Genomic DNA, 13,319 nt, shown 5'->3' on the forward strand with positions numbered 1-13,319 from the left:
TCGAAATATTCCAGATTTTGATAATCTCTTGACCATAGATTATATCCGGGTGTACCGTTTACAGGTGGACCAGGGTCAGCTGTGAACCCGAGCAAGGAGGCTTTTGTGAACGGCAAAGAGGCGCGAGGTCAGGCGATTCTCTACGTTGACGACGAACCCGAGGTTCTGCGGGCCTTTCGCAGGGATCTGCGTCCCTGGCTCAAGAGCCGGAACATCCGCCTCGATACCGTCGAGTCCGGTCAGGCCTGCCTGGAACTCCTGGAGGAGGACTCTTCGCAATACAGCCTGGTCATCTCCGATCTCCGCATGCCCTCCATGAAAGGGAGTGATCTCCTCCTGACCATCGGCCAGCGCTATCCCGGGCTGGGGCTGGTNCTGCTCACGGCCTACTCCGACATGGAAGAGATCAGCAGGGCCGTAACGGCATCNATACTGGGGCTGCTCCAGAAACCCTGGAACCCCTCGCTNCTGGAGGCGGAGCTCGAGCGCTTTCTCGAGTACGTCCAGACCCGTCGCAACAATGAGCAGTATTATAATCACATCCAGCAACAGTTGCGCACGGCCAGCGAGTTTCAGCAGAGCTACCTGCGCCTCGACCCGCCCCGGGATTCCCGGTTTCGCCTCGATCGGGCCGATTATCCCCGGCCGGGTATGCACGTCCAGGGTGATTATTACGATGCGATCCCCCTGGACCAGGACCGCTACCTTCTCCTCCTGGGGGATGTGGCGGGCCATGGCATCAAGCCAGCCTTTATCACGGGAATCGTCAAGCTGCTCACGCGGGAGGAGGTCCAGAGGATGGATCCCCAATCCTTCTCGCCGGCCCGGTTCCTCTCCCGTCTCAACGACGCCNTGGTGCAGCAGCTGCCCGACCAGTCCGACGTCTTCGTCTCGCTCATCGCCTTCGTTCTGAACCTCCGGACCGGGGAGGCTCTCCAGGCGAACGCCGGCCATCCCCCGGCCTTTATCCTGCGGGGCAGGACCTGCCTCTTTGACCCCGCCTGCGGGCCCGCCTTGGGCATGGAGGGGCCCTGGAAATACCCCGAAAGCTCCTTCTCCCTCCAGGAGCGGGACCGGGTCGTGCTCTTTACCGACGGACTTTTCGACGACAGGACCCTGGAAAAGAGCGGGTATCACCAGGAACGGCTGCAAGCGTTCTTTATCCGGGCCGAGAACAGATCGGAGGGGTTCATCGCTGCCGTGGAAGGCCTGCTGCGGGCCGATCTTCTGCTGGACCGGCAATCGCAGGATCTTCAACTCCACGATGACTTTACCCTGCTCTCGGCGAAGATCATCAGCCTGGGGCCGCTCTAGACACCACCGGGGAGTCACGAATGGACTACATCGTCTTTGTCGCCGTGGCGCCCGTGGCGATCTGCCTGCTGATCCTGGCGGCTCACGCGGTCTGGCCCTACCGTCGGAAACTGATCTCCCGGGCCCTCTTGGGCTACCTGATTGCCGTGACCTGCTTTCTTCTGGGGAACATGCTCGAGCTCTTTTCTACCAGCCAGGTGGCCTCGGTGTTCTGGGTACAGGTAGCCCATGTCTTCTATCCNCTTATCGCTATTACCTGGTTTATCTTTGCCCTGGCCTACGCGGGGTTCGAGCACCTCGTGGCATCGCGGAAGCCCTATCTGCTTCTTCTCCTGCCCGCCATCTCGGTTCTCCTGATCTTTACACACCCCTTTCATAGCATCTTCTGGAAAGATCTCCACTTTTTTCACGGCGGGCCGTTTTTAACGGTTCGGGGGTCCTACGGCCCCTGGTTCTGGATAAACGGGGTCTACGTCTACGTCCTGCTCGTCTCCGGGGCGGTGCTGATCATCGGGAGCTGGGGGGGTGGCAAGGCGCTCTACCGGAACCAGTCATCGGCGGTAGTCCTGGGCTCGCTCATCCCCATTACCCTTAATCTTCTCTACACCTTCCAGTTCCTGCCCTGGCTGCGAAAGGATTTTACCCCCATCGGGTTTGCCCTCTCGGGGTTCGCTTTCTTCGTCGGGGTCCACCGCTTCGGGCTGCTTCGTATCACCCCCATCGCGCACCGGCTGGTTCTGCGCGATATCGCCAGCGGTGTCCTGGTGATCGATCTGGANGACAACATCATCGACTGCAACGAGGCCACCGAGGTTATTCTGCAGGTGAGCCATCCCCGGATCATCGGAACCCCCTGGCGGGAGAACCGGGAAATACGGCAGTTTCTCGAGGGGGTACCCCTGCGGGAACGCTATAACTTCGAGACGACTCTGTTTCAGAGCGATGGAAAGGAGCTCTCCCTGGAGGTCTGGGTTTGCCCTATTCAGGAGAAGACCGGAAAGACCGTGGGAACGATCGTAACGATCCACGATATTACCGAGCGGGTTCGTCTGAGCGAACAGTGGCGCACCGCCCTGGTGGAGCTGGAGGAGCGCAACGAGCGGGTCCAGGATCTCCAGCTGACCCTGATGCGCCAGGACAAGCTGGCCACCATGGGGCAGCTCACGGCGGGCATGCTCCACGACCTGAACAACCCCCTCACCTTTCTCCAGAGCGGGTTCCTGGCCATGAGCCGGTATCTCTCGGAGTTACTCCCCCTGGTCCCTCCCGAGGCGCTGGAGGAGGCCGAGCGCCAGGAGATAGAAGAGGAGCGCCAAATCATCCTCCGGGACTTCGAGCAGGGCTTTTCCCGCATCAGGGAATCCCTTCAGAGTCTGCTCCGGCTCTCGCGCCCNCTGCCCGACCANGAGCCCGAGGAGGCAGACCTGAATGAGCTGATCGAGGCGACGCTGGAACTGGCCGCACCGGCCCTGCGGGGAAAGCTGAATGTCCAGAAAGAGTACGATCGACCCCTTCCCCGAATCCTCTGCTTTCCCGGCGAGATAAGCAACGTGATTCTGAACCTCCTGCTGAACGCGCTCCACGCCGTTGAGGAGGTCTACCGCGCGGGGGGNGCCTACCCGGGTTCNCTCAGGATAGAGACCTGCGCTACAGACCAGGGGATGATCCGCTGCTCCTTCCGGGACAGCGGCCCCGGCATAGCCCGGGAGTTGCGGGAAAAGGTCTTTGAGCCCTTCTTTACCACCAAGGAGACGGGTAAGGGGACGGGTCTGGGATTGAGTATCGCCAGGGACGTAGTTACCCGAAGGCACGGAGGGGCTCTGTATATCGAGTATATCGAGCCCGGTGAGGCCACAACCTTCGTGATGGAGCTGCCCCGGGCGGCGCTATAGCCCCAGAAAGACCCCTGCTCCAGCCGAGGCCAGGATGACCCAGAGGGGGTGTATCCCCGAGAAGAAGAGGACCGCCAGCCCCGCCAGGGCGACCAGAACCGTCGCGTATCCGGTGAAGGCCACCTGGCCCACCACCACCGCAGAGTAGAGAATCAGGGCGATCAGGGCGGGTTTGAGAGCGGCCAGCATCCCCGAAACCACGGCGGTATCGCGGTGGCGGCGCATCAGCAGACAGAGCACGGACGAGACGATCGCGGGAGGGGTAATGAGCCCCACCGTGGCGAGGGCCGCTCCGGGGACTCCCGCCATGCGATACCCAACAAAGGTGGCGGTGTTGATAGCCACGGGCCCCGGGGTCATCTGGGAGATCGCGATGAGGTCGACGAACTCCCCCGTGGTAAGCCAGCCCCGACCGGTCACCACCACGGACTGAATAACGGGAAGAATCGCGTAGCCCCCGCCAAAGCTCACCCACCCGACGGAGAAAAAGGAGAAAAAGAGCTGCCCCAAAAGCGTCAGGATCGTCACGAGCGCCCCCGCAGGGCCCCCAGAGCGGCGCCCGCAAGAAGCGCCCCCAGGACCACCAGAAAGGGGCTGAGATCGGTCAGGATCAGGAGCGCCAGCAGACCGCCCGTAGCGATCATCACGGGAGCTCCGTGGTTCCTGCGAACCATCCGCCAGGCGGCCAGAACCATCAGGGAGACCACGAGGGAACGGATTCCCGCCAGGCCCGAGGCCACCGCCGGGAGATGAAGGAACTCCGTGGCCCAGGCTGCCACGATCAGGATGATGAAGAAGGGCGCGGTGATCGTCCCCAGAACACCGGCCAGTGCCCCGGGGATTCCCGCCAGACGATAACCTGCCAGAAGGGCCGTATTCACCGCTATGGGGCCCGGTGCGGACTGCCCCACCAGAAGCAGTTCCTCGAAGGTCTCTTCCCGGAGCCACCCCCTGGTTTTCACCAGCTCGTGACCGATCAGNGGNACCATGGCGTAGCCCCCGCCGATCGTGAAGGCTCCGATACGGAGGAAACTGAGAAAGAGGCGCGGCACCGAGACGGGCCGGGCCGGTGCGTCGGACTTCTCCTGGAGCACGATAAAACTACGCCGTGCCCCGGGTCAGTTCCGCCAGAACCGTTTCCAGCCGTGCGAGCTGATCCCGCAGGTCCCCGGCCTTGCGCTGTTCCGCCTCCACCACTTCGGGCCGGGCCTTGGCGAGAAATCCCTGACTCTGGAGTTTTCCCTCGGCCTGCTTCAGGGCCTTCCCCGCTTTGGCGATCTGCTTCTCTACCCGGGCCTTTTGGGCGGTCACATCGATCAGGTCCAGGATGGAGAGGTAGGCCTCGAAACCGCTTCCCACCACGGTGACGGCTCCNTGGCGACGTTCGGCGTCGGTACCGATTTCGATCCCGCCCGTTCCCGCCAGGAGGACCACCAGATCCCGGTTCTCCTGGAAGAACCCGGCCAGTTCGGGACGCTCCGGTGCGGTGGAGACGTAGACATCGAACTTGGTGTTGGGGGGGATGGTAAACTCGCTCCGCATCGTCCGGATTCCCCGAACGAGCTCCTGGAGGGCTCCAAATCCCGCCGCTGCGGCGCGGGCCCGGGGCGTTTCCCTCTCGGCCAGCACCTGGGGGTAGCGCCCCGTGATGACGGCCCTGGCGGGGGTGAGCTCCCGGGGGAGCTTCTGGTAGATCTCCTCGGTAATGAAGGGCAGGAAGGGGTGCATCATGCGCAGGGCCTCTTCCAGGACGTAGAGGAGGAGCGAGACGCCCCGGTCCTGTTCGCCTCCGTCCCGGGAGTAGAGGCTGAGCTTGCTTCCCTCGATGTACCAGTCGCAGAAATCGTTCCAGAAGAAATCGTAGATCGCCCGGGCCGCTTCGTCCATGCGGTAGTTCTTCATGGCCGATTCAACGGTCTTCACGGCCTGGTTCAGGCGGCAGAAAATCCAGCGATCCAGGTCACGCAGGGCGATCTCCTCCCGGGGGATCAGGGTGCGTCCCTCGAGATTCATCAGGAGATATCGGCTGGCGTTCCAGATCTTGTTGGCGAACTTGCTCCCCAGCTGGAAGCTCTCCGATGCGATGGGTATATCCTGACCCTGCACGCTCAGGTAGGCCAGGGTGAACTTGTGGGCGTCGGCCCCGTATTCTGCCACGATGTCCAGGGGGTCCAGACCGTTCCCAAGACTCTTGGACATCTTGCGGCCCTGGGCATCCCGGACCAGCCCGGTGATGTAGATATCCCGAAAGGGAACCTCTCCCATAAACTCGAGGCCCGCCATGATCATCCGGGCCACCCAGAAAAAGATGATATCGTAGCCCGTCACCAGAGTTGTGGTGGGGTAGTAGGCTGCCAGATCGGGGGTTTTCTCGGGCCACCCCAGGGTGCTGAAGGGCCAGAGCCAGCTGGAGAACCAGGTATCCAGCACGTCGGGATCCTGACGCAGGGTCCGCCCCTGGTAGGCGGGATCTGTGGTGGGGTCCGTGCGGCTCACGATCACCTCGCCCGTGGCATCGTCGTACCACACGGGGATGCGGTGGCCCCACCAGAGCTGGCGGCTGATACACCAGTCGCGAATGTTCTCGAGCCAGTGCGAATAGGTGTTCTCCCAGTGGCGAGGGNAAAACCGGACCTTTCCCTCGCGCCAGGCGCNCAGGGCTTTCTCGGCCAGGGGCTTCATGCGGACAAACCACTGCGTGCTCCCCCAGGGCTCCACCACGGTGCTGCACCGGTAGCAGTGCCCCACCTGGTGGGTGTGCTCGCCGATGCGAACGAGGAANCCCCGGGATTCCAGGTCTTCCACCACGGCGNCACGGGCCTCGGTGACGGTCATGCCCCGATACCGCTCGGGGGCGTTTTCGTTCATTCGGGCCGAGGCCGTCAGGAGGTTGATNCGCTCCAGGTTATGGCGCTCGCCGATCGCCCAGTCGTTGGGGTCGTGGGCGGGGGTGATCTTTACCGCGCCGCTGCCAAACTCCCGGTCTACGTAGGAATCGGCCACAACGGGAATGGGNCGGTCGCAGAGGGGCAGGAGTACCGAGCGGCCCACCAGATGGGCGTAGCGNTCGTCCTCGGGGTGGACGGCCACGGCGGTGTCGCCCAGCATCGTCTCGGGCCTCGTGGTGGCCACCTCGATCCAACCGGCACTCCCGTCGGCCACCCCCTGGGGCGCGTCGGTTCCGTCGCCGATCACGGGATACCGCAGGTGCCAGATGTTGCCCTGCTTTTCGGCGTGTTCCACCTCGTCGTCCGAGAGGGCCGTTCCGCAACAGGGGCACCAGTTGATCAGGTATTCGCCACGGTAGATCAGATCGCGCTCGTAGAGCTGGACAAAGACCTCCCGCACGGCCTTGCTCAGCCCCTCGTCCAGGGTGAAGCGCTCCCGGTTCCAGTCGCAACTGGCGCCGATCTTTTCCAGCTGCCGGGTGATCGTGGCGTGGTGGTCTTCCTTGACCTGCCAGGTCCGCTTCAGGAAGGCCTCCCGGCCCAGTTCCTCCCGGCTCGTTCCCTCTTTCAGGAGCTGACGCTCCACCACGTTTTGCGTGGCAATGCCGGCGTGATCTGTCCCGGGAACCCACAGGGTCGGACGCCCCTGCATGCGCCAGTACCGGATGAGGGTGTCCTGGATNCTGTTGTTCAGGCCGTGCCCCATNTGCAGTACACCCGTGACGTTGGGAGGGGGAATCACGATGACGAAGGGNTCCTTCTCCTGGTCTCCCGAGGGTTCAAAGTAGTTGTTCTCTTTCCACATCCGGTAGATGCGGTCCTCAAAGTCATCGGCGTGAAACACCTTGCTCAGCTCAACGGCCTTCATAGATTCTCCTCGTGCCTGCGGGGTGCCTGAATGGTTTGCACTCTCGGTTGATAGTTTGGGTTCTGTGTGGGTGCCATAGTAACAAATCGGACCGCCTCAGTCAGCACCCCCGTAGCGGCGGCTGAGTTCGTTCTCGGGGTAGTAGTGGGCAAGGATCTCNCTGAAGGACCCTCCCCGGGCAGCAAACCCGGCTGCTCCGGTCTGGCAGAGCCCCACGCCGTGGCCCCAGCCCGCACCCTGAAAGACAAAGTACTCGGGGAGCGGCTCNTCTCCCTCCCCGNCCTCCTCTCCCTCGGCGTTCTCCGCTTCGCCTGCTCCGGGCAGAAAAAAGGGGATCACCACAAAGAGATTGCTCCGCAGCCCTCCCAGGCGCGAGCGGATCGCATCGCGCCGAACCTCGGTTTCGCCCCGGGTACCAACGAGCCGTACCGTTTCCACCCGACCGCTCGTCCCCCGCGATCCCGGCAGAACCCGGCGAAGCGAACCGATATCGGCTCCTGCCGCGGNGCTTCTGGCCTCGATCTCCCGACGCGATACCGCCAGGGTCCACCGGTAGGCGCTGGCCGAGGCAAAATCGGGGTGGGAGGAGTAGCTTTCCGGTCTGCTTCGTATCCACCGCAAGACCTCTCCGGGCGAACGATACTCCCCGTCGAGAGAAAGCTGGGGATCAACCACGCTCACCAGGGAGGTTACGCTCCCCCAGACACTCTCGCTGGATTCGGTGAACCCTGCCGAGTTGGCGCTGTAGACCGCATCGATCACGCGTCCGTTCCGGAGGAGCACGTAGCCCTCGGTCTCTTCCACCGCCCGGGTCGTCCGGGGATGTTCCCCCGCGACACCCCGATAATAGGCGGAGATCACGGAGCTCTGAAGGTCGAAGCCCCGGTGATGGAAACGGCTGCGCCCGTGGAGCGTGTAGGACCGCGCCGCCACAGCCTGGGCCTTGAGCGCTTCCTCGGGCCACCAGGCGGGCATCTCCGAGGGCACCACCGAGAGGAGATATTCCTCGGTATCGAGGTCGTTGATCAGGGTGAAGCCCCCCCTGGCCTCGCCGGGCCGGGGAAAGAGTTCCATGTCGCCACGATAGCTTCGATCCTCGCGACCTGCCGAGAACTGTCCCTCGCCGTAGGCCAGGTCAAAGACGATCGTGGTACTCCCCGGGTCATCGTAGACCAGACGCAGGGGACCCGCGCCCCGAAACAGGGGTTCCTGCGCGCCCTCCTCCTGGAGCACCAGCTCCTCCCCCCGGGAATCCAGGGAGACCTCCAGCACCATCCCCCCCTTTCCCCGAGCCAGGGGTTCTCCGGCCAGAACCTCGCCGAGTATTTCCAGCCGCTCCGCCGCAGGATAATAGACGAGGTCCGAAGGAACGGGGAAAATCCGGAAATCCCCCCCCGTCTTGAGATGAACGGCGCGGAGCCCTTCGGCGAGGGCGATCCGAATCCGGGGGATCTCCAGGTTTTCTTCCTGACGCACCGCCACCCGGGGCGGCTCGGCGATGGTTCTGCGCTCTGCTGCACCGGTCGTTCGCGCCAGGGCGAGTTCGGGGTGCTCCTCTTCCCACCGGGTCAGCAGCTCCCCGATCTCCTCGTTCCAGGGGAGGGCGATCGCCGCCCGCTGGAGGCGTTCGTAGGCCCGGGCTCGTTCACCCCGAGCGTAATCTGCCAGCGCCAGGGGCCTGAAGGCTGCTGTCAGGTTCGCATCCTGACGCAGGGCCCTCTGGAACGCCTCGGCGGCGGGAGTCCATTCCAGGTGTTCCAGGTGGATGTGGCCCAGCAGAAAATGGGCGTAGGGCAGGTGTTCTTCCCGGGCCAGCGCCTCCTCCAGGGCCTGGCGAGCCTGGTCCGGCTGCCCCGCGAGAAAGGCCGCCAACCCTTCCAGAAAAAAACACTGCCCCGAATCGGGGGAATTATCTCCCCCNGGGTCCGACTCGCCACAGGGGGAGGCAGGACTATTCGCCCCGGGAGCCCCCAGGAGAAGTTCCACCAGACGGCGTTCTTCCTGGTAGGGCGCCTCCAGATCGGCGGCGACCTCCAGCGCCCGGGTGCGTTCCCCGGCCTCGCAGAGCAGAACCAGAAGGCTCAAACGCAGCTCCTGATCCCGGGGAGATTCTTCCAGAAGCAGGGAAATATCCCGAATTGCTCCTTCCCGATCGCCCTGATACCACCGGGCGTAGCCCTGCTCCGAGGCAGAAAGCAGGGATGCGCCCGCCAGGACCATTCCGGCGACCAGAAAAATGAACCGGGACGCTCCCGCCCCGAAGAGGAAACCCACAAAGGAACACACATATCTCATAAACGGGACATCTCCTGACGCCGTGATTGCCACCGGCCTGCCGTAGCCGGTGATGGCNAACCGATTACACCCGGCCGATCATAGCGGGCAGCGGAAAAAAGAAAAAGGGCAGGCACTCCTCGCGGAATACCTGCCCCCTGATTACGAAGGATTAAGACGAATAGTCTCAGCGGTTCTTCAGCACCGCGTGAGCCGCCGCAAGGCGCGCGATGGGCACCCGGTACGGGGAACAACTCACGTAGTTGAGACCGGTCCGGTAACAGAACTCTACCGAGCTGGGCTCTCCACCGTGCTCGCCGCAGATACCGACCTTCAGGTCCGGGCGGGCCTTCCGGCCGCGCTCTACACCGATCTCTACCAGCTGGCCTACACCGGTCTGGTCCAGCACCGCGAAAGGATCATCCTCCAGGATTTCGTCCTCCACGTACTGGGGCAGGAAGGTTCCCACGTCGTCCCGACTGTAGCCGAAGGCCATCTGGGTCAGGTCGTTGGTCCCGAAGCTGAAGAACTCTGCCTCCTGGGCAATCGCGTCCGCCGTGAGGGCGGCCCGGGGAATCTCGATCATGGTACCGATCTTGTAGGGAGCGGTAGCACCTGCCTCCTCAAAGACCCGGGCGATCACCTTCTCGGCGTTGGCCTTCAGGATCGACAGCTCCTTCACCGTGCCCACCAGGGGGATCATGATCTCGGGCTCCACTTCCATTCCCTTCTTGGCAACTTCCACAGCGGCGGACATGATCGCCTCGACCTGCATGTCGTATACCTCGGGATAGGTGATGCCCAGACGGCACCCGCGGTGACCCAGCATGGGGTTCAGCTCGTGGAGCGACTCGATCTTGCGCTTCAGCTCATCCACACTCACGCCGGTGTTCTTGGCGAGCTGCTCGATCTGGGCAGCTTCGTGGGGAACAAACTCGTGAAGGGGGGGATCCAGGAGCCGGATCGTGACGGGCAGGCCAGCCATGGCCTCCAGGATGCCGACAAAGTCTTTCTTCTGCAGGGGCATCAGCTTGGCCAGGGCCTTCTTCCGGGACTCAACATCCTTGGCAACGATCATTTCCCGGAAAATCGCGATCTTGTCTTCCTCGAAGAACATGTGCTCCGTCCGGCACAGNCCGATTCCCTGGGCTCCGTAGTTGCGGGCAACNGNNGCGTCACCGGGGGTGTCGGCGTTGGTNCGGATCTTGAAGACCTGGTCGGTCAGACCGGGGCGGTTCGCCGTGGCGCGGATCTCGTCGGCCCAGGCGAGGAACTCGTCGAGTTCACCCTTGAGCTCGGGCTTGATCAGGGGAAGCGNCCCCTCGAAGACCTCACCGGCGGTACCGTCCATGGTGAAGAAATCACCTTCCTGGTAGACCTTGCCCTCGATGGTGAGGGTTTTCTTTGCGTGGTCGATCTGCAGGGCCTTACACCCGACGATGCTGGGCTTGCCCATTCCACGAGCCACAACGGCGGCGTGGCTGGTCATTCCTCCGGTGGAGGTGAGGATTCCCTCGGCCACGTGCATACCACCGATATCCTCGGGGCTGGTCTCGCGGCGAACCAGAAGAACCTTCTTGCCCTTGTTCTTTACCCAGTCCTCGGCCTCGTCGGCGGTGAAGACGATCTCACCGGCCGCTGCACCGGGGGACGCGTTGAGTCCCTTGGCGATAACGCGGGCGCTCTTGCGGGCTGCGGGGTCGATCATGGGGTGGAACACCTGATCGAGCTGCTCCGGGGTTACCCGGTTCACGGCCTCTTCCTTTGTGATNAGCCCCTCGGCGACCATGTCCACGGCGATCTTGATTGCGGCAAGACCGGTGCGCTTTCCGTTCCGGGTCTGGAGGATGTACAGGGTTCCCTGCTGGATGGTGAACTCCAGATCCTGCATGTCCCGGTAGTGCTTCTCGAGCTTGGACCGGATGTCGTCGAGCTGCTTGTAGATCTCAGGGTTGGCGTCAGCCAGGGTCTGCAGGGGCTGGGGTGTCCGGATACCGGCCACCACGTCCTCGCCCTGGGCGTTCATCAGGTACTCACCGTAGAAGTAGTTTTCTCCCGTGGAGGCGTCGCGGGTGAAACACACACCCGTTCCGGAGGTGTCCCCCAGGTTTCCGTAGACCATGGACTGGACGTTCACAGCCGTTCCGATGAGGCCCTTGATGTTGTTGAGTTTCCGGTATTTTTCGGCCCGGGGGTTGTGCCAGGAGTCAAACACGGCGTTGATGGAGCCCCAGAGCTGTTCCACCGGGTCCTGGGGNAAGTCTGTTCCCACGTGGTCGCGGTAGACGGCCTTGTACTTCTCGACGACCTTCTTGAGGTCCTCCGTGTCCAGGTCCAGGTCCTCTTCCACACCCTTTGCCGCCTTGACGGAGTTGAGGGCTTCCTCGAACTTCTCGTGGTCGCAGCCCTTTACCACGTCGCCGAACATCTGGAGAAAGCGGCGGTAGGCGTCCCAGGCAAAGCGCTCGTTGCCGGAGACCTTGGCCAGCCCCTCGACAGCTTTATCGTTCATTCCAAGGTTCAGGACGGTGTCCATCATTCCCGGCATGGAGGCAGCGGCGCCCGATCGAACCGAGACCAGCAAGGGATCGGTGCCATCGCCGAGCTTCTTGCCCATGAGTTCTTCCAGGCGGGCCAGGTGCTCTGCCACCTCTTTCTTCAGGGCCTCGGGATGCTCCTTGTTGTTCTCGTAGTAGGCTGCACAAGCCCGCGTAGAAATCGTGAACCCTGCCGGTACGGGAACACCCGCGCTGGACATATCCGCCAGGTTTGCTCCCTTTCCGCCCAAGAGCTCCCGCATGTCTGCGGTGCCTTCGGCCTTTCCACCACCAAAAAAATAGACGTTCTTCTCTGCCATGAAAAAATTTCCCCCTGGAATGTAATGGTTGCACAAAACGCTTGATACAATTGCAACAGTAAACGAAAGGAACCCCTGCTGTCAACGTCTGATTTGACAGGGGGTTCCCGGTGTGTTCGGCTGGCCCGCCGGAGAACCGGAATCAGGCCACGTAGGATTCCAGATACTGCGCCCGCCGGGGATTCTGAAGCTGCCGCAGGGCCTTCTTCTCGATCTGGCGGATGCGTTCCTTGGTAAGGCCGTAACGATCGCCGATCTCCTTCAGGGAGAGGGGGCTTCGTCCGTTCAGGCCAAAGCGGAAGCGTATGATATCGGCCTCTTTCTCGGTGAGGGTGGTAAGAACCCTGTCGATATCGGTTTTGAGCGCCCGCTCGATCATGAGTGCCTCGGGCTGGACGTACTGCTTGTCCTCGATGAAGTCCCCCAGCATGGAGGAGTCTTTTTCGTTGTANACCGGTGTCTCCAGGGAGATCATGTCCCGNGAGATTCCCACCAGATCGGCCACGTGCTCGGGGGTCATATCCAGAGTACGGGCGATCTCGCGCAGCTCCGCCTCCTCTCCCCTGGTGCCGGTGATCTCCTTGCGAACCTTCTCGATCTGCACCAGCTCGTTAGCCCGGTTCAGGGGCAACCGGATCATGCGCGATTTCTCGCAGATCGCCTTGAGGATCGCCTGGCGAATCCACCAGACGGCGTAGGAGATGAAATGATACCCCTTCTCTACGTCGAAGCGGTCAATGGCGTTCATAAGACCGATGTTACCCTCGCTTATGAGATCCGAGAGGGGAAGGCCCTGGTTCTGGTATTTTTTTGCCACGTTCACCACGAAGCGGAGGTTTGCGTTGATCAGCACCTCCTTGGAGGCCTCGTCGCCAGCGGCTACGCGCCGGGCGTGTTCCACTTCCTCTTCCCGGGTGAGGAGAGGTATGCGGTTGATCTCTTTCAGATATATGGAGAGCACGTTCTCGTCATCACGAGGAGCGGTGTTCAAGGTCGTATTCTTTCTTGCTGTTGCTGTCATATCCTATTGCCTCCTGAAAGATATAAAGCAATTTCCATGCCAATTTATCAGAAAACAGGAATATGGCACGTAATTTTATTCACAGAAAGGAGTTACAGAAGCAGGAGCCACTCCTGCCCCGGGGACCTCTAATTCCGGCGATGGG

At 62.3% G+C, this 13,319-nt stretch carries 8 protein-coding genes; 2 read left to right on the forward strand and 6 right to left on the reverse strand.

What is annotated here, in order from left to right:
• Nucleotides 1-105 precede the first annotated feature (105 nt).
• A complete protein-coding gene (locus B071_RS0108985) occupies nucleotides 106-1,314 on the forward strand; it encodes a PP2C family protein-serine/threonine phosphatase (protein ID WP_018526766.1) in 1,209 nt (402 codons plus the stop codon).
• 20 nt (nucleotides 1,315-1,334) lie between these two features.
• Entirely contained in the window at nucleotides 1,335-3,206 is a 1,872-nt protein-coding gene (locus tag B071_RS0108990; RefSeq protein WP_018526767.1) for a histidine kinase N-terminal 7TM domain-containing protein, read from the forward strand.
• Here the strand turns inward: B071_RS0108990 and B071_RS0108995 are convergent.
• The 6 genes from B071_RS0108995 to B071_RS0109020 all read right to left on the reverse strand — a co-directional run bounded on the left by B071_RS0108995 (nucleotide 3,201) and on the right by B071_RS0109020 (nucleotide 13,174).
• Entirely contained in the window at nucleotides 3,201-3,734 is a 534-nt protein-coding gene (locus tag B071_RS0108995) for a chromate transporter (protein WP_018526768.1), read from the reverse strand. The two genes, B071_RS0108990 and B071_RS0108995, sit on opposite strands and share 6 nt — an antisense overlap.
• Entirely contained in the window at nucleotides 3,731-4,300 is a 570-nt protein-coding gene (locus B071_RS16820) for a chromate transporter (RefSeq protein WP_018526769.1), read from the reverse strand. Before B071_RS16820 ends, B071_RS0108995 begins: the two co-directional genes overlap by 4 nt.
• 7 nt (nucleotides 4,301-4,307) lie before the next feature.
• Nucleotides 4,308-7,022 (reverse strand): valine--tRNA ligase, encoded by a 2,715-nt coding sequence (locus tag B071_RS0109005; protein WP_018526770.1) that lies wholly within the window; start codon nucleotides 7,020-7,022, stop codon nucleotides 4,308-4,310.
• A 96-nt stretch (nucleotides 7,023-7,118) separates the two neighbouring features.
• Nucleotides 7,119-9,317: a SpoIID/LytB domain-containing protein gene (locus B071_RS20180; protein WP_026245113.1), complete on the reverse strand. Its 2,199-nt coding sequence runs from the start codon at nucleotides 9,315-9,317 to the stop codon at nucleotides 7,119-7,121.
• Between the two features lie 166 nt (nucleotides 9,318-9,483).
• The gene (ppdK, locus tag B071_RS0109015; protein ID WP_018526772.1) at nucleotides 9,484-12,153 is read right to left on the reverse strand and encodes a pyruvate, phosphate dikinase; all 2,670 of its coding nucleotides are present in this window, start codon (nucleotides 12,151-12,153) and stop codon (nucleotides 9,484-9,486) included.
• A 142-nt stretch (nucleotides 12,154-12,295) separates the two neighbouring features.
• Nucleotides 12,296-13,174, reverse strand: a complete 879-nt coding sequence (locus tag B071_RS0109020) for a sigma-70 family RNA polymerase sigma factor (RefSeq protein WP_018526773.1) — start codon at nucleotides 13,172-13,174, stop codon at nucleotides 12,296-12,298.
• Between the last annotated feature and the right edge of the window lie 145 nt (nucleotides 13,175-13,319).

Origin of the sequence: Alkalispirochaeta alkalica DSM 8900, from assembly GCF_000373545.1 — a bacterium.
In the GTDB taxonomy this organism is placed as follows: Bacteria; Spirochaetota; Spirochaetia; order DSM-27196; family Alkalispirochaetaceae; genus Alkalispirochaeta; species Alkalispirochaeta alkalica.